17 protein-coding genes and 1 pseudogene are annotated in these 16,199 nt (G+C 64.4%); 15 read left to right on the forward strand and 3 right to left on the reverse strand.

Annotation, left to right across the window (positions count from 1 at the left end):
• Window positions 1-29 precede the first annotated feature (29 nt).
• Entirely contained in the window at window positions 30-1,001 is a 972-nt protein-coding gene (gene dapD, locus H8A92_RS24095; protein WP_229198072.1) for a 2,3,4,5-tetrahydropyridine-2,6-dicarboxylate N-succinyltransferase, read from the forward strand.
• Window positions 1,002-1,068: 67 nt separating this feature from the next.
• Here the strand turns inward: dapD and H8A92_RS24100 are convergent, their stop codons facing one another.
• The gene (locus tag H8A92_RS24100) at window positions 1,069-1,686 is read right to left on the reverse strand and encodes a hypothetical protein (protein ID WP_229198073.1); all 618 of its coding nucleotides are present in this window, start codon (window positions 1,684-1,686) and stop codon (window positions 1,069-1,071) included.
• A 3-nt stretch (window positions 1,687-1,689) separates the two neighbouring features.
• Window positions 1,690-1,851: a hypothetical protein gene (locus H8A92_RS24105; RefSeq protein ID WP_229198074.1), complete on the reverse strand. Its 162-nt coding sequence runs from the start codon at window positions 1,849-1,851 to the stop codon at window positions 1,690-1,692.
• 341 nt (window positions 1,852-2,192) lie between these two features.
• Between H8A92_RS24105 and H8A92_RS24110 the strand changes: the two genes are divergently transcribed.
• From H8A92_RS24110 to H8A92_RS24140, 7 genes are all read left to right on the forward strand, one after another.
• Window positions 2,193-2,948 carry an ABC transporter ATP-binding protein gene (locus tag H8A92_RS24110; protein ID WP_050419084.1) on the forward strand — a complete coding sequence of 252 codons (756 nt, stop codon included), beginning with the start codon at window positions 2,193-2,195 and terminating at the stop codon, window positions 2,946-2,948.
• Entirely contained in the window at window positions 2,941-3,684 is a 744-nt protein-coding gene (locus H8A92_RS24115; protein WP_229198075.1) for an ABC transporter ATP-binding protein, read from the forward strand. The genes H8A92_RS24110 and H8A92_RS24115 overlap by 8 nt, the downstream gene beginning before the upstream one ends.
• A 38-nt stretch (window positions 3,685-3,722) precedes the next feature.
• Window positions 3,723-4,943 (forward strand): ABC transporter substrate-binding protein, encoded by a 1,221-nt coding sequence (locus H8A92_RS24120; protein WP_229198076.1) that lies wholly within the window; start codon window positions 3,723-3,725, stop codon window positions 4,941-4,943.
• A gap of 64 nt (window positions 4,944-5,007) precedes the next feature.
• Window positions 5,008-5,871, forward strand: coding sequence for a branched-chain amino acid ABC transporter permease (locus H8A92_RS24125; protein ID WP_163157540.1), 864 nt, complete (start codon window positions 5,008-5,010; stop codon window positions 5,869-5,871).
• 1 nt (window position 5,872) lies between these two features.
• Entirely contained in the window at window positions 5,873-6,841 is a 969-nt protein-coding gene (locus H8A92_RS24130) for a branched-chain amino acid ABC transporter permease (RefSeq protein WP_229198077.1), read from the forward strand.
• A gap of 156 nt (window positions 6,842-6,997) precedes the next feature.
• Window positions 6,998-7,642 (forward strand): DUF47 domain-containing protein, encoded by a 645-nt coding sequence (locus tag H8A92_RS24135; RefSeq protein ID WP_229198078.1) that lies wholly within the window; start codon window positions 6,998-7,000, stop codon window positions 7,640-7,642.
• Window positions 7,643-7,717: 75 nt separating this feature from the next.
• Complete coding sequence (locus tag H8A92_RS24140) at window positions 7,718-8,722, forward strand: inorganic phosphate transporter (protein WP_229198079.1); 1,005 nt, start codon at window positions 7,718-7,720, stop codon at window positions 8,720-8,722.
• On the opposite strand, the gene sugE is transcribed toward H8A92_RS24140, so the two are convergent.
• Entirely contained in the window at window positions 8,723-9,037 is a 315-nt protein-coding gene (gene sugE, locus H8A92_RS24145) for a quaternary ammonium compound efflux SMR transporter SugE (protein WP_229198080.1), read from the reverse strand.
• Window positions 9,038-9,192: 155 nt separating this feature from the next.
• Between sugE and H8A92_RS24150 the strand changes: the two genes are divergently transcribed.
• The 7 genes and pseudogenes from H8A92_RS24150 to H8A92_RS24180 all read left to right on the forward strand — a co-directional run.
• Window positions 9,193-10,812: a peptide chain release factor 3 gene (locus tag H8A92_RS24150; protein WP_229198081.1), complete on the forward strand. Its 1,620-nt coding sequence runs from the start codon at window positions 9,193-9,195 to the stop codon at window positions 10,810-10,812.
• A 327-nt stretch (window positions 10,813-11,139) separates the two neighbouring features.
• The gene (locus tag H8A92_RS24155; RefSeq protein WP_229198082.1) at window positions 11,140-11,751 is read left to right on the forward strand and encodes a hypothetical protein; all 612 of its coding nucleotides are present in this window, start codon (window positions 11,140-11,142) and stop codon (window positions 11,749-11,751) included.
• An 81-nt stretch (window positions 11,752-11,832) separates the two neighbouring features.
• Window positions 11,833-12,417, forward strand: coding sequence for an NnrU family protein (locus H8A92_RS24160; protein WP_229198083.1), 585 nt, complete (start codon window positions 11,833-11,835; stop codon window positions 12,415-12,417).
• 2 nt (window positions 12,418-12,419) lie between these two features.
• The gene (gene panB, locus H8A92_RS24165) at window positions 12,420-13,241 is read left to right on the forward strand and encodes a 3-methyl-2-oxobutanoate hydroxymethyltransferase (RefSeq protein WP_229198084.1); all 822 of its coding nucleotides are present in this window, start codon (window positions 12,420-12,422) and stop codon (window positions 13,239-13,241) included.
• A 10-nt stretch (window positions 13,242-13,251) separates the two neighbouring features.
• Window positions 13,252-14,847: a class I adenylate-forming enzyme family protein gene (locus tag H8A92_RS24170; protein ID WP_229198085.1), complete on the forward strand. Its 1,596-nt coding sequence runs from the start codon at window positions 13,252-13,254 to the stop codon at window positions 14,845-14,847.
• 327 nt (window positions 14,848-15,174) lie between these two features.
• Window positions 15,175-15,831, forward strand: coding sequence for a tetratricopeptide repeat protein (locus H8A92_RS24175; RefSeq protein ID WP_229198086.1), 657 nt, complete (start codon window positions 15,175-15,177; stop codon window positions 15,829-15,831).
• Between the two features lie 37 nt (window positions 15,832-15,868).
• Window positions 15,869-16,199, forward strand: a pseudogene (locus tag H8A92_RS24180) (hypothetical protein); the annotation flags it as partial.

Consider the following 16,199-nt stretch of genomic DNA (forward strand, 5'->3'; position numbering starts at 1 on the left):
TTTGGGATTGTTAGTCGTGAGAAATTCAAATGGCGATGGAACTGAGGGGCGCGAGAGGCGAGGGATTTGCGACGATTGCCGCTGATGGTCGCGTGCTGGATTCCTGGTTTCTTCGGCTGAGCCTGGTTGAGGATGCCGGCAAGACGGCAACGCTGCGGCTGACGGGCGACGAGATCAGCAGATCGTTGGGTGCCTCGGCCGACGGATATGCGCGACACGACGACGTCCGCAATGTCGACATCGTTGCCATTCGCACGGAAATTGACTCCCTTGCATCTGCGCCGGCCGATGTGCACGACGCATATCTTCGACTCCATCTCCTGAGCCACCGGCTGGTCCAGCCGAATTGCCAGAACCTTGACGGAATTTTCGGTCTGTTGCCGAACGTTGCCTGGACCACATTCGGTCCCTGCGAAAGCGCGCGTGTAGCGGAAGCGCGAATCGTGGCGCGCAAGCGTGGCCTGGGGTTCGAGGTGACAGGCGTGGACAAGTTTCCGCGCATGACTGACTACGTGACGCATGCGGACGTGAGAATTGCCGATGCGGACCGGGTCAGGCTCGGAGCCTATTTGGCTGCCGGCACGACCGTCATGCATGAAGGCTTTTGCAATTTTAATGCGGGTACGCTCGGTCCCTGCATGGTCGAAGGCCGGATCAGCGCCGGCGTGGTCGTGGCAAGCGGCAGCGACATCGGTGGCGGAGCGTCGATCATGGGCACGCTGTCCGGAGGCGGGAAAGAGCGGATCACAGTCGGTGAGCGCTGCCTGATCGGAGCCAACGCCGGTATCGGCATTTCATTGGGTGACGATTGTATCGTCGAAGCGGGCTGCTATGTCACGGCAGGCGCGCGCATCCTGCTGGAAGACGGCCGGGTACTGAAAGCCAAAGAACTCTCGGGCCAGAAGGGCTTGCTCTTCCGTCGCAACTCCCAGAGCGGCGCGCTCGAGGCGACCCGACGCATAACGAATTGGGACGGCCTCAACGCGCAGCTTCACGGCTAGGCAGGTCACGCGAAGATCTCGTCGGCGACAGTGGTGGCGGTCAGCCGCCTGAGTCCGCGTTCGAGACCTAGATCAATTCGACTGAATCCTGGCTCGCCGGACGATCTGCCGGCACGAACCTGCGGTCGATCACCGCGCGCACGGTGACCACCGGGACCGACTTCGCCTTCACGCCCATCAGATTGTGCAGCCGAAAGCCGCCCTCGATGCTGATCGCCTTGTACGAGCCGATGATGTGGTCGACGGCATCGCCACGTCCGAACGGCAGCAGCAACCGCTCATAGGAGACATCCTTGCCGTCGGCGTCGGTGACCTCCGCGACCGTGTAGGTCGGAAGTTTGCGCGCCACGCAGGCGCGATAGGAGAGGATGACGCCGGCATAGCGCTCCGGGCCGATCGCGTCATCGAGATAACGGTTGGTGCGCAGCCGCGGCTCGACATGCTCGTTGCCATAGGCGGTGGTCAGCCGCGCGCCTTCCTGCGTGATGATGAAACGGGCGGCGTCGCCGCTGCCCTCGACGTCAAAGCCCATCATGTCGGCCCGCTCGTCGGCGCTGCCCTCGGTGTGGAAGTCGCACAGCAACGGAAGCGCGTCGGGCTTGCGTACGGCGCGCAGCCAGGCATTCAGCAGCACCCGCTGCGTGATCGATTTGACCACCGATGGATCGGCGCTTCTGAATGGCATCGGCTAGCCGAACTCAGGCACATCCCCGAGCGGGATGCGGCCGGGGACAGATTGGTCGAAGCGCGGCATCGTCTGGCCACGGGCATAAAGCCGCAGCCACGTGTCGAGGAAATCACGCTGGCGGATCGACTTGATGACGGAGGAATTTTCGATCTCGAAATACAAGGTTGCAGCCGTTCATAAATCCAATGGCCGGAAGCTTCGGTGAGAGGCGGAAATATTCTGTGAAAAGGAAAGCCCGGAGCAAAACACGCTTAATGGCGGCTTTCCGAGGCGCAAAGCGTGCTCAAAAGCCATTCGACTAAGGATCAACTGGAACTGGTCGTGCCAATACTGCACTGCACAGCTTTCCACCTTGCGTAACTGCCGCAGATGACGGCATATTCCGGCCCGGAGGCGACGGGCCCCGGACGGTTTCCAAGACGTTGCGGACAACCTGTCGAACATGAAAAAAGCTGGCCACGCGGGCGAGGGGCTTCGCGGCGATGGCGTATGGGGGAATCTATTTGGCCGATGAGTTCATTCTCGAAACCAGCGGATTGACCAAGGAATTCGCGGGTTTCTTCGCCGTTCGCGACGTCGCGCTGAAGGTGCGTCGCGGCAGTATCCATGCGTTGATCGGGCCGAACGGCGCCGGCAAGACGACCTGTTTCAACCTGCTGACCAAATTCCTGAAGCCGACGGGCGGGCAGATTCGCTACAAGGGCCAGGACATCACCGCGATGCCGCCGGCCGACGTGGCGCGGCTCGGGCTGGTCCGCTCGTTCCAGATTTCGGCGGTATTTCCGCATCTGACCGCGCTGGAAAACGTGCGCGTGGCGCTGCAGCGCCAGCACGGCTCGTCGTTTGATTTCTGGCGCTCGAAGAGCGTGCTCGACCGCTTCAATCCGCGCGCACATGAACTGCTGAACGACGTCGGCTTGAGCGAATTCGCCAACACGCCGGCGGTCGAGATGCCGTACGGCCGCAAGCGCGCACTTGAAATTGCAACGACGCTCGCGCTCGACCCGGAGATGATGCTGCTCGACGAGCCGATGGCCGGCATGGGCCACGAGGACATCGACAAGATCGCAGCGCTGATCAAGCGGATCTCGGCCAAGTATACCATCCTGATGGTCGAGCATAACCTCTCGGTGGTGGCCAACCTCTCCGACATCATCACCGTGCTGACGCGCGGGCAGGTGCTCGCGGAGGGCAACTACGCCGACCTCTCCAAGGACGAGCGCGTGAAGGAAGCCTATCTGGGAGCGGGTCATGGCTGAGGCAAAACTGGCGGAAAAGCCTGTGGCTGCGACCGGCGCCGAGGTGCTGACGGTCAAGGATCTGCAGGCCTGGTACGGCGAATCCCACATCCTTCACGGCATCAATTTCAACGTGAAGGCGGGCGAGGTGGTGACGCTGCTCGGCCGCAACGGCGCCGGCAAGACCACCACGCTGAAGTCGATCATGGGCGTGATCGGCAAGCGCTCCGGCTCGATCCGCTTCGACAACAAGGAGATCATCCGCTCCACTTCGGACAAGATCGCGCGGCTCGGCATCGCGTTCTGCCCCGAAGAGCGCGGCATCTTCTCGAGCCTCGACGTGCGCGAGAATTTGCTGCTGCCGCCGGTGGTGCGGCCGGGCGGCCTGCCGCTCGACCAGATCTTCACGCTGTTTCCCAATCTGAAGGAGCGTCTCACCAGCCAGGGCACCAAGCTCTCGGGCGGCGAGCAGCAGATGCTGGCGATTGCGCGCATCCTGCGCACCGGCGCGCGCTTCCTGATGCTGGACGAGCCGACCGAAGGCTTGGCGCCGGTCATCATCCAGCAGATCGGGCACACCATTGCGCGCCTGAAGTCGCAGGGATTCACGATCCTGCTGGTCGAGCAGAATTTCCGTTTCGCCTCGACGGTTGCCGACCGCTACTACATCGTCGAGCACGGCAAGGTGATCGACGGCTTCGCCAATTCCGAGCTGTCGGCCAACATGGACAAGCTGCATACCTATCTCGGCGTCTGATTGCCGAGCCAGAAAATTTAAGGACTGAGGGAATCCCCATGAGAAACAAGATTTCTGCGCTTCTGCTCGGCTCCGCGATGGCGCTCAGCGTCGCGAGCATTGCCTCCGCCGACGACAAGGTCGTCAAGATCGGCGTCTTGTCGGATCAGTCCGGCCTCTATGCCGACCTCGCCGGTCCCGGCTCGACGCTGGCGGCGCAGATGGCGATCGAGGATTCCGGCCTCAAGGCCAAGGGCTGGACCATCGACCTGATCTCCGGCGATCACCAGAACAAGCCCGATATCGGCACCACGATCGCGCGCCAGTGGTTCGACGTCGACAAGGTCGACACCATCGTCGACGTGCCGAATTCCGGCGTCGCGCTCGCGGTGAACAACGTGGTCAAGGAAAAGAACGGCGTCTACATCAATTCGGGCGCCGCGACCTCGGACCTCACCAACGCGCAGTGCTCGCCGAACACGGTGCACTGGACCTACGACACCTACATGCTGGCGCACGCCACCGGCCAGGCGCTGGTGAAGGCGGGCGGGGACACCTGGTTCTTCCTGACCGCGGACTACGCCTTCGGCGCGGCGCTCGAGCGCGACACCACCGCGGTCGTCACCGCCAACGGCGGCAAGGTGGTCGGTGGCGTCAAGCATCCGCTCAACACCGCCGACTTCTCCTCGTTCCTGCTGCAGGCGCAGGCCTCCAAGGCCAAGATCATTGGTCTCGCCAACGCCGGCGGCGACACCACCAACTCGATCAAGCAGGCGGCCGAGTTCGGCATCGTCAAGGGCGGCCAGAAGCTCGCCGCGTTGCTGCTGTTCCTCACCGACGTCAAGGCGATCGGGCTCGAGACCGCGCAGGGCCTGAACTTCACCGAGACGTTCTACTGGGACCTCAACGACAACACCCGCGCCTTCTCCAAGCGCTTCTCGGAGAAGCTGAAGAGCGGCGCGCCCCCGACCATGGTGCAGGCCGGCGTCTATGCGGGCCTGCTGCATTACTTCAAGGCGCTGGAAGCCCTCGGCGGCAATCCGCATGACGGCGCCAAGGTGGTCGCGAAGATGAAGACGATCCCGACCGACGATCCGCTGTTCGGCAAGGGCGAGGTCGAGGCCAACGGCCGCGTCACCCACGATGCCTATCTGTTCGAGGTGAAGAAGCCCTCTGAATCCAAGGGGCCGTGGGACTTCTACAAGCTGGTCGGCACCGTGCCGGGCAACCAGGCCTTCACGCCGCTCGACAAGAGCACCTGTGCGCTTCTGAAGAAGTGACGATCATGCCCGCCGGCCATGGGCGTGGCCGGCGGGCTTCATCTATCTAGCGAAAGCTCATTCGATGCAGGCTCTCTACGCACAGCTTCTGGTCGGACTGATCAACGGCTCGTTCTACGCGCTGCTCAGTCTCGGGCTTGCCGTCATCTTCGGCATGCTCAACATCATCAATTTCGCGCATGGCGCGCTCTACATGATGGGCGCCTTCGTGGCGTATTTCCTGCTCAATCTGGGCGGCATCAACTACTGGTGGGCGCTGATCATCGCACCCGTGGTGGTCGGTGTCTTCGGCATGATCCTCGAGCGCACCATGCTGCAATGGCTCGCCGGGCTCGACCACCTCTACGGACTGCTGCTGACGTTCGGCATCGCGCTGATCGTGCAGGGCGTGTTCCAGAACTATTTCGGCTCCTCCGGTCTGCCGTATTCGATCCCGGATCAGCTCAAGGGCGGCGTTAATCTCGGCTTCATGTTCCTGCCGATCTATCGCGGCTGGGTCGTCATCTTCTCGCTGGTGGTCTGCCTTGCCACCTGGTTCCTGATCGAGAAGACGCAGCTCGGCGCGTATCTGCGCGCCGCCACCGAAAATCCGACGCTGGTGCGTGCCTTCGGCATCAACGTGCCGCGCATGATCACGCTGACCTACGGGCTCGGCGTCGGTCTTGCCGCGCTCGCCGGCGTGCTGTCGGCGCCGATCAACCAGGTCCGCCCGCTGATGGGCGCCGATCTGATCATCGTGGTGTTCGCGGTGGTCGTGATCGGCGGCATGGGTTCGATCATGGGTTCGATCATCACCGGCTTCGCGCTCGGCGTGATCGAGGGACTGACCAAGTATTTTTATCCCGAGGCCTCCAACACCGTGGTGTTTGTCCTGATGGTGGTGGTGTTGCTGGTGAAGCCAACGGGACTGACGGGACGGGCGGCCTGATATGTCAGCATTGACCGACGATACACTTCCGATGACGCCGCGCGCGATGCGCGACGAGATGATCGTATTCGCCGTGATGGCGACGCTGCTGGCGGCGGTGCCGTTTACGGGGATCTATCCGTTCTTCGTCATGCAGGCGCTGTGCTTTGCGCTGCTCGCCTGCGCCTTCAACCTCCTGATCGGCTATGGCGGCCTGCTGTCGTTCGGCCACGCCATGTTCCTCGGCACCGCCGGCTACGTCTCGGCGCATGCGCTGAAGGTGTGGGGGCTGCCGCCGGAGCTCGGCATCGTGGTCGGCGTCGCCGCTGCGGCCTTGCTCGGCCTCGTCACCGGCTACATCTCGATCAAGCGGCAGGGCATCTATTTCTCGATGATCACGCTGGCGCTGTCGCAGTTGCTCTACTTCCTCTATCTGCAGGCGCCGTTCACCCACGGTGAAGACGGCATCCAGGGCATCCCGCAGGGCCACCTGTTCGGGATCTTCGACCTCTCGAAGCCCTTGGTGCTGTACTACGTCGTGCTGGTCGGCTTCCTCGCCGGCTTCCTGCTGATCTACCGCACCATCAACTCGCCGTTCGGCGAGGTGCTGAAGTCGATCCGCGAGAACGAGCCGCGCGCGATCTCGCTCGGCTACAAGACCGACCAGTACAAGATGCTTGCCTACGTCCTGTCGGGCACGCTGGCGGGCTTTGCCGGCTCGCTGAAGGTGTTCGTGGCGCAGAACGCCTCGCTCACCGACGTGCACTGGTCGATGTCCGGTGAGATCGTGCTGATGACGCTGGTCGGCGGTCTCGGCACCATCTTCGGACCGGTGGTCGGCGCATTCGTGATCATCGCCATGCAGCAATATCTCGCCGGTTTCGGCCAGTGGGTGACGGTGATCCAGGGCGTGATCTTCGTGTCCTGCGTGCTGCTGTTCCGGCGCGGTCTGGTCGGTGAGCTTGCCCACCTGCTGCGGCGATCGCTGTAGGGCAGGGCGGGCGCACGCGCGCCCCGCGATCGGCCGACATAGCGGTGGACGACCGCCCGTTCGGGCGGTCGTTTCCGGTGTTTTCCCCGCCAGATGCTCTATGACAGTTCCGTGACAGTCGCTAAAAGGGCTGTCCCGGAATGATGGAACTGAGACATGCTGCGCTGGTTTCGCGCCTTCCTGCCCAAGGAAGAGCGATTTTTCGACCTGTTCGCCCGCCACGCCCAGACCTCCGTGCAGTGCGCGAAGGCTTTGCAGGACATGCTGAAGGGCGGGGAGGAGACCCCGGTCTTCTGCCAGCGCGTCAATCAGTTCGAGAACGACGCCGATAGCGTCACCCGGGAAGTCCTGACCGCGGTTCGCCGCACCTTCATCACTCCGTTCGACCGCGGCGACATCAAGAACCTGATCACCGCGATGGACGACGCGGTCGACCAAATGCAGGCGACCGCCAAGGCGGTGATGCTGTTCGAGGTGCGCGAGTTCGAGCCTCCGATGCGCGAAATGGGCACCCTGATCGTCGAATGCGCCAATTTGGTCGGCCGCGCGCTGCCGCTGTTGCAGGCGATCGGCCAGAACGTCTCGATGCTGACCCAGATCACCGAGGAGCTGACCAAGCTCGAGGGCCGGGTCGACGATCTCCAGGATATCGGGCTCAAGGAGCTGTTCCTGAAACACCGTGACGCCAATGCGATGGACTTCATCGTCGGCGCGGAGATCTACGATCACCTCGAGAAGGTAGCCGACCGCTTCGACGACGTGGCCAACGAGATCAACTCGATCGTGATCGAGCAAGTCTGAGCATGATCCGGAAAAGTGTGATGCGGTTTTCCGACAAGATCATGCTCAACAAAGCACAATAGAGCGGGGCATCACGTGGACGCCACGCTGGGTCTTCCGGTTCTGACCATCCTGATTGCGGTCGCGCTGCTGTTCGACTTCCTGAACGGCCTGCACGATGCCGCGAACTCGATCGCGACCATCGTCTCGACCCGCGTGCTGCGGCCGCAATATGCGGTGTTCTGGGCGGCCTTCTTCAACTTCGTCGCCTTCGCCGTGTTCGGCCTGCACGTTGCCAATACGATCGGCACCGGGATCATCGACCCGTCGGTGGTGGATGCAACCGTGATCTTCGCCGCGCTGGTCGGCGCGATCGCCTGGAACGTGATCACCTGGGCGCTGGGCATTCCCTCATCGAGCTCGCATGCGCTGATCGGCGGCCTGGTCGGCGCCGGCATGGCGAAGGCGGGCATTTCGGCGGCGGTGTGGAGCGGGCTCACCAAGACCTTGCTCGCGATCGTGCTGTCGCCGCTGGTCGGCTTCCTGCTGGCGCTGGTGCTGGTTGCGATCGTGTCCTGGCTCTCGGTGCGCTCGACGCCGTTCGCGGTCGATCGCGCCTTCCGGATCCTGCAATTCGCCTCGGCCTCGCTCTATTCGCTCGGTCATGGCGGCAACGATGCGCAGAAGACCATGGGCATCATCGCCGTGCTGCTCTACTCGCAGGGCCATCTCGGCGACACGTTCGAGATCCCGTTCTGGGTCGTGCTGGCCTGCCAGAGCGCGATGGCGCTGGGCACCTTGATGGGCGGCTGGCGGATCGTCCGCACCATGGGGCTGCGGATCACCAAGCTGACGCCGATGCAGGGTTTCTGCGCCGAGACCGGCGGCGCCGCGACGCTGTTCATCGCGACCTATCTCGGGGTTCCCGTGTCGACCACCCACACCATCACCGGCGCGATCGTCGGCGTCGGCGCCGCACGGCGGCTCTCCGCCGTGCGCTGGAACGTGGCAAGCTCGATCGTCTACGCGTGGGTGATCACGATCCCGGCGTCCGCGGCGGTCGCCGCCGCGACCTACTGGGTCGTGCAGATTTTGAAGTAATTACCCGACCAGCTTCAGCCCGACGATGCCGGAGACGATCAGCCCGATACTGGCAAGCCGCATCGCGGTCGCGGGTTCGCCGAGCAGGATGATGCCGAGCGCCGCGGTGCCGACCGCACCGATCCCGGTCCAGACCGCATAGGCGGTTCCAATCGGCAGCGTCTTCAGCGCAAGGCCGAGCAGCAGCACGCTGCCGGCCATCGCCGCGAGCGTCAGAACCGACGGCACCAGCCGCGAGAAACCATCGGTGTATTTCAGCCCGATCGCCCAGCCGATCTCGAGCAGGCCTGCGACGAGCAAAATGGCCCAAGCCATAACGAACCCTCCGGATAAGGCAGGGTCGTCCCCGCGGATGGTATGGTGGGAAGAAGGTCGTCCCTCTCATGCTTATATGGGGTGGTGCGGCCACGCCGCATTGCGACAAAACGCCCTTGATTGCGCCCGTTTTCCCTGCCAAACGCTGCCCCGCCATGTCCGACATCTCAGTTTCAGCCGAATCGCCGTCCCGCTCGCCGCTTTCCGAGGAAGTGGCGCGGCGCCGCACCTTTGCGATCATCTCGCACCCGGACGCCGGCAAGACCACGCTGACGGAAAAGCTGCTGCTGTTCGGCGGCGCCATCAACCTCGCGGGTCAGGTCAAGGCCAAGGGCGAGCGGCGCAACACGCGCTCGGACTGGATGAAGATCGAGCGCGAGCGCGGCATTTCGGTCGTCACCTCGGTGATGACTTTCGAGTTCAACGAGCTCGTGTTCAACCTGCTGGACACGCCGGGCCACGAGGACTTTTCGGAAGACACCTATCGCACGCTGACCGCGGTCGACTCCGCCGTCATGGTGATCGACGCCGCCAAGGGCATCGAGGCGCGCACGCGAAAGCTGTTCGAGGTGTGCCGCCTGCGCGACATCCCGATCATCACCTTCATCAACAAGATGGACCGCGAGAGCCGCGACACGTTCGAGCTTTTGGACGAGATCGAGAAGACGCTGGCGCTCGACACCACGCCGATGACCTGGCCGGTCGGCCGCGGCCGCGACTTCCTCGGCACCTATGACGTCGTCAATGGCGGCGTGCGGCTGCTCGAGGGCGGCGGCGCCAAGACCGGCGCCACCGAGCAGATCGACATCGCCGATCTCGGCAAGCGCAACCCCAACCTCGACGTCGCTGAGGTCAAGGACGAGCTGGCGCTGGCATCGGAGGCCTGCAAGCCGTTCGAGCTCGCGGCATTCCGCGAAGGCCATCTGACGCCGGTCTATTTCGGCAGCGCGCTGCGCAATTTCGGCGTCGGCGATCTGCTCGAAGGCCTCGGCAAATTCGCACCGGCGCCGCGCGCGCAGGATTCCGATCTGCGCAAGGTCGAAGCGGCCGAGCCGCGCATGAGCGCGTTCGTGTTCAAGATCCAGGCCAATATGGATCCGAACCACCGTGACCGCATCGCTTTCGCCCGGCTGTGCTCGGGCAAGCTCAGCCGCGGCATGAAGGCCAAGCTGGTGCGAACAGGTAAGAACATGAGCCTGTCGAGCCCGCAATTCTTCTTCGCCCAGGATCGCTCGGTGGCGGATGAGGCGTTCGCCGGCGACGTCGTCGGCATTCCCAACCACGGCACCTTGCGGATCGGCGATACCCTGACCGAGGGCGAGGATCTGACCTTCGTCGGCGTGCCGAGCTTCGCGCCTGAAATCGTCCGCCGCGTTCGCCTCACCGATGCGATGAAGGCCAAGAAGCTGAAGGAAGCCTTGCAGCAGATGTCGGAGGAGGGCGTCGTGCAGGTGTTCCGCCCGCGCGACGGTGCGCCGGCGCTGGTCGGCGTGGTCGGTCCGCTGCAACTCGACGTGCTGAAGGCGCGGCTCGACGCGGAGTACTCGCTACCGGTCGAGTTCGAGGTCTCGGAATTCTCGCTCGCACGCTGGATCTCGTCCGACGACCGCAAGAAGCTCGAAGCCTTCGTCGCCGCCAACAATTCCGGCATCGCCGACGACGTCGACGGTGATCCCGTGTTCATGGCCAAGAACGAGTTCTATCTCGGCTACACCCGCGAGCGCGCCGAGGGCATCACCTTCTCCAACGTCAAGGACGTGAAGAAGAAGGCGTAAGGCGCGCGCACTCGCCCCATACGCGGTGTCGTCCCTGCGAAAGCAGGGACCCATAACCACAATTGCTGATTGACGCGCATGTTGGAACGACGATTCCCGTTCACAACATCCGCTGCGGAGTATGGGTCCCTGCTTTCGCAGGGACGACGCGTGGGCGGGGTTGCATCCTCATCCTCGACTGTCATCGCCCGGTCGAGCCGGGCGACGAGAGCGGGGGTTGCCGTGCCGGGCGTGACGGTTACGCGCGCAAGGAATTGAACGCCGGCCCGCTTGATGCGGCTCGGCTGCGGTACCATGTTCCCCGGAGCGCAATCCGGGTCCGTCTGCATGCTCCGACGCGTCGCCATCTGTCTCGCTTTTGCCGTCCCGGCCTTTGCGCTCGCGAGCGCTGCCTTTGCGCAGCAGCGGCAACAGACCAACCCGGCGCCGTTTGCACACACGCCTTGCAGCGTGCTCGACGAGGGGCCTTGCATCCCGTCCTATTGCAGCCTGTTCAACAACGGGCCGTGCTTTCCCGAGATGGATTATCCGTACGGCGAAAATCTCCAGCTCACGATCCTGACCGTGCCGCCGCAAGATCAAGCCGAGAAGTACCGCAAGCCGGATCATGACCTCAATACCATCGGCGATCTCTTCGCCGCGCTGCGTTCCTGCTGGGCGCCGCCGCCACCGGATGACGCGCGCGCGGGCATGCAGATGTCGGTGCGCTTCAGCTTCAAACGGTCAGGCGAGATGATCGGTGCGCCACGCCTGACGTTTTCGACGCGGGGTATCCCGGCCGACACCCGCACGACCTACCTCAACGCGATCAACGCCTCGCTCGATGCCTGCCTGCCGCTGAAATTCACCGGCGGGCTCGGCGGCGCGCTGGCCGGCCGCCCGATCATGATCCGCTACGTCGACAATCGGGAGCTCGCCAAGCCCACCGGCAATCCGTGATCGGCGACCCGGCGTGGCGCATTGCCATGCGCCGGGCGAAGATGTTACGCGAAGGCATTCATCGATCAGGGGAGGAACATCGTGGGACTGCTCGTCATGATCCTGGGTCTCGTGCTGTTCCTCGGCATCCATGTGCTGAGCAGCCTGCGCGAACTGCGCGCCGGCATCGTCAAGGCGATGGGCGAGGGCGCCTACAAGGGCGTCTATTCGCTGGTGTCGTTCGCAGGGCTCGCGCTGATCATATGGGGTTTCGGCCACTATCGCGCGACCGGCTGGATCGATGTCTGGACGCCGCCGACCGCCTTCAAGCACATCACGGTGGCGCTGATGCTGCCGGCCACGATCCTCATCGTCGCCGCCTATATCCGCGGCCGCATCTACACCATTGTGAAGCATCCGATGCTGACGGCCGTGAAGCTGTGGGCGTTCGCGCATCTGCTCGCCAATGGCGACCTCGGCTCGATCATCCTGTTCGGCTCGTTTCTCGGTTGGGCGGTCTACGACCGCATCTCGCTGAAGCGCCGCAGCGATGCCGGTGGTCCGCCGATCCCGGTGGGCGGCCCGACCAACGACCTGATCGCGATCGCGGTCGGTGTCATCGTCTACCTGGCGCTGGCGTTTGCGTTCCACCCGGTCGTGATCGGCGTGCCTGTCATGGGAGCCTGACTATGTCTGTTCAATCCGCCATCAAGCGCAAGACCGCGCCTGACCTGCGTGCCCGCAAGAACGGCGAGCCGATCGTGATGCTGACGTCGTATCACGCGCACACCGCGGCGCTGGTCGACCGTCATTGCGACGCCATCCTGGTCGGCGACTCCCTCGGCAACGTCATGCACGGCTTCGAGACCACGGTGCCGGTCACCCTCGACATGATGATCCTGCAGGGCCGCGCGGTGATGCGCGGCTCGCAGGCCGCGCTCGTCGTGGTCGACATGCCGTTCGGCTCCTACGAGGGCTCGAAGGAGCAGGCGTTTCAATCCGCGGTGCGGATCATGAAGGAAACGCTGTGCGGCGCGGTCAAGCTCGAGGGCGGCGCGCGGATGGCGGAGACGGTGGCGTTCCTGTCGGAGCGCGGCATTCCGGTGATGGGCCATATCGGCCTGACGCCGCAGTCGATCAACACGCTGGGCTCGTTCCGCGCGCAGGGCCGCGAGGAGGAGAACTGGGCGCCGATCGAGAACGACGCCAGGGCGATCGCGGAGGCGGGCGCCTTCTCGATCGTGGTCGAGGCGGTCGCCGAGCCCTTGGCGCGCAAGATCACGCAGTCGATAGCCGTGCCCACGATCGGCATCGGTGCGAGCCCGGCCTGCGATGGCCAGGTGCTGGTGCTGGAGGACATGCTCGGCCTGTCGCCGCGCGCGCCGAAATTCGTCCGCCGCTACGGCAACCTCGGACCAATGATCGAGGAAGCGATCGCGGGATATGCGCGCGACGTGAAGAGCCGCGCCTTCCCGGGGCCGGAGCATGTCTACGGCATGAAGAAGAGCTGACGAGGCTGATATGGACTGGTCGCTACACGCACTGCCGCTGATGCGGCTCGAGCCGCGATTCGGCGACCGCGTCGTGCCGGCATTCGCGGAGCGGCCGACGAGCCTGTGGGCGATGGTCGCGGATGCGGTCGCGCAGAATGGCGACGGCGAAGCGCTGGTCTGCGGCACGGCGCGCTTGAGCTGGCGCGAGGTCGCCGAGCAGTCGGCCAAGGTTGCGGCGGGTTTTGCAAGACTCGGCCTTGTGCCCGGCGACCGCGTCGCGATCCTGCTCGGCAACCGCATCGAGTTCGTGCTGACGATGTTCGCCGCTGCGCATGCGGGGTTGGTCACCGTGCTGCTCTCGACGCGCCAGCAGAAGCCCGAGATCGCCTATGTGCTGAACGATTGCGGCGCCAAGTGCCTGGTGCACGAGGCCGCGCTTGCCGAGCGCATCCCTGACGCCGCCGATATTCCCGGCCTCGCGCATCGCGTATCAGTCAGCGACGACGGCACGTCGCAATTCGCTGCGCTACGCGACAACGCGCCGGCACAGGCGCCGGCGGAGGTGAGGGAAGAGGACACCGCGATGATCCTCTACACCTCGGGTACGACTGGCCGACCCAAGGGCGCGATGCTCGCGCATTGCAATATCATCCATTCCTCGATGATTTTTGCGTCCTGCCTGAAGCTGACCAAAGCCGATCGCTCGATCGCCGCGGTGCCGCTTGCGCATGTCACCGGCGCGGTCGCCAACGTCACCACCATGGCCCGCTGCGCCGGCGCGCTGATCATCATGCCGGAGTTCAAGGCGTCGGAATATCTCAAGGTCGCGGCGCGCGAGCGCGTCAGCTACACGGTGATGGTGCCGGCGATGTACAATCTCTGCCTCATGCAGCCGGATTTCGACAGCACCGATCTGTCGAGCTGGCGGATCGGCGGCTTCGGCGGCGCGCCGATGCCGGTCGCGACCATCGAAAAGCTCGACGCCAAAATTCCCGGTTTGAAGCTCGCCAATTGCTACGGCGCGACCGAGACCACATCGCCCTCGACCTTGATGCCGGGCGAACTCACCGCAGCCCATATCGACAGCGTCGGCCTGCCGTGTCCGGGAGCCGAGATCGTCGTGATGGGCGCCGACGGCCGCGAGGTGCCGCGCGGCGAGATCGGCGAGCTCTGGATCCGCAGCGCCTCCGTGATCAAGGGCTACTGGAACAATCCGAAGGCGACGGCGGAAAGCTTCACCGCCGGGTTCTGGCATTCCGGCGATCTCGGTTCGATCGACGCCGACAATTTCGTTCGCGTGTTCGATCGCCAGAAGGACATGATCAACCGCGGCGGCCTGAAGATCTATTCGGCCGAGGTGGAATCCGTGCTGGCCGGCCACCCGGCCGTGGTCGAGAGCGCGATCATCGCCAAGCCGTGTCCGGTGCTCGGCGAGCGCGTGCACGCCGTGATCGTGACCCGCGCCGAGGTCAATGCCGACAGCCTGCGCGCCTGGTGCGCCGAGCGTCTTTCCGACTACAAGGTGCCGGAGACCATGGCCCTGACCGCACAGCCGCTGCCGCGCAACGCCAACGGCAAGGTGATCAAGCGCCAGCTGCGCGAGACGCTGGCTGCAAACCGGTAGAGCACTTGAGAAGCCGCAAACTCGGTACACCTCGCCCGCTTGCGGGGGAGGTCGACGCGCGTAGCGCGGCGAGTGGGGCTCTCGCCACAATGGGGCCCTCTCCAACATTCGACTCACGGCGGCACCCCCAACCCTCCCGCGCAAGCGGGAGAGGGGCCCACGCAGTCCCGTCGTAGCTACGTCAAACTTCCCCGGTTAACGCTTTGATCCGCCTTGCTTTGCCTTGCCTCCGCCACACCGTTAGGGTAACGCCGCCGCGATGTGGGGATCAGGTAGGGGCTGTGCTCCACCGAGATTCGCGGTCCCGAGGGGATGGGATAGCCTTAAGTGTCTGAATTATTTGACGAAGTCGACGAGGAAGTCCGTCGCGATCAGCTCAAGAAGCTGTGGGACAAGTACTCGCTTTTCATCATCGCGCTGGCGATCGTCGTGGTCGCGGGCGTCGGTGGCTGGCGTGGCTATCAGTATCTCGAGGCCAAGAAGGCCGCCGAGGCCGGTGCGGCGTTCGACCGCGCCGTCGAGCTGTCGGACCAGAACAAGCACGCCGAGGCCGAGGCTGCGTTTGCCGACCTGGTCACGAAGGCGCCGTCCGGTTACCGCACGCTGGCGCGGCTGCGCATGGCCGCCGAGGTCGCGACCCGCGACCAGCCGGCCGCCGCGAAACTCTATGATGACATCGCAGCCGATCGCAGCGTGGGCGGTCCCGACCAGGACCTGGCGCGGATCCGCGCCGCGCAGATCGTGATGGAAACCACGACCTATCCGAACATGCTGCAGCGGCTTGAGGCTGTAGCGACGTCGAAGGACTCGACGTTCCGTCACTCCGCGCGCGAGCTTCTGGCGCTGTCGGCCTGGCGCGCCAACGATGCCACCGCCGCGCGGCAGTGGCTCGACCAGATTGCCAATGACGGCGAGACGCCGCCGAGCATGCGCTCGCGCGCCGAAGCGCTGCAGGCATTGTTGCCGCCGGTCGCTAAAAGCTGAGCTGGCGCGAAACCCGAGTTTGAGTGAGAGATCGACCATGCGCCGCTCGCAACGCCTGATCGCAGCCGCAGTTCTGACCGCGCTTTGCAGCGCGTTGGCAGGCTGCGGCGGTGGCGGCATGGCCAATTTCGATCCGAGCGACCTGCTCGACTTCCTCGACACCAAGAAGAAGCTGCAGGGCGACCGCAAGCCGGTATTCCCCGAAGGCGTGCCCGGCCTCGAGCAGGGCGTGCCGAAGGAATTGTACAAGGGCTCGCAGCAGGAACAGCTCGACCAGCAGAACGCTGCGGCGGCCGCTGCTGCTCAGCCGGCTCCGCCGCCCGAGCCGCCGAAGGGCGCCAAGAAGCACGCCAAGCGCGCCGCGCCGG

This window comes from Bradyrhizobium acaciae (assembly GCF_020889785.1).
Lineage (GTDB): Bacteria > Pseudomonadota > Alphaproteobacteria > Rhizobiales > Xanthobacteraceae > Bradyrhizobium > Bradyrhizobium acaciae.

Bases quoted from the DNA above. Each gene is read 5' to 3' on its own strand.
- sugE (WP_229198080.1), bottom strand. From the start codon at position 9,037: ATGGCTTGGGCCATTTTGCTCGTCGCAGGCCTGCTCGAGATCGGCTGG.
- H8A92_RS24115 (WP_229198075.1), top strand. From the start codon at position 2,941: ATGGCTGAGGCAAAACTGGCGGAAAAGCCTGTGGCTGCGACCGGCGCC.
- H8A92_RS24120 (WP_229198076.1), top strand. From the start codon at position 3,723: ATGAGAAACAAGATTTCTGCGCTTCTGCTCGGCTCCGCGATGGCGCTC.
- dapD (WP_229198072.1), top strand. From the start codon at position 30: ATGGCGATGGAACTGAGGGGCGCGAGAGGCGAGGGATTTGCGACGATT.
- panB (WP_229198084.1), top strand. From the start codon at position 12,420: ATGTCTGTTCAATCCGCCATCAAGCGCAAGACCGCGCCTGACCTGCGT.
- H8A92_RS24130 (WP_229198077.1), top strand. From the start codon at position 5,873: ATGTCAGCATTGACCGACGATACACTTCCGATGACGCCGCGCGCGATG.
- H8A92_RS24150 (WP_229198081.1), top strand. From the start codon at position 9,193: ATGTCCGACATCTCAGTTTCAGCCGAATCGCCGTCCCGCTCGCCGCTT.
- H8A92_RS24170 (WP_229198085.1), top strand. From the start codon at position 13,252: ATGGACTGGTCGCTACACGCACTGCCGCTGATGCGGCTCGAGCCGCGA.
- H8A92_RS24155 (WP_229198082.1), top strand. From the start codon at position 11,140: ATGCTCCGACGCGTCGCCATCTGTCTCGCTTTTGCCGTCCCGGCCTTT.
- H8A92_RS24135 (WP_229198078.1), top strand. From the start codon at position 6,998: ATGCTGCGCTGGTTTCGCGCCTTCCTGCCCAAGGAAGAGCGATTTTTC.
- H8A92_RS24125 (WP_163157540.1), top strand. From the start codon at position 5,008: ATGCAGGCTCTCTACGCACAGCTTCTGGTCGGACTGATCAACGGCTCG.
- H8A92_RS24100 (WP_229198073.1), bottom strand. From the start codon at position 1,686: ATGCCATTCAGAAGCGCCGATCCATCGGTGGTCAAATCGATCACGCAG.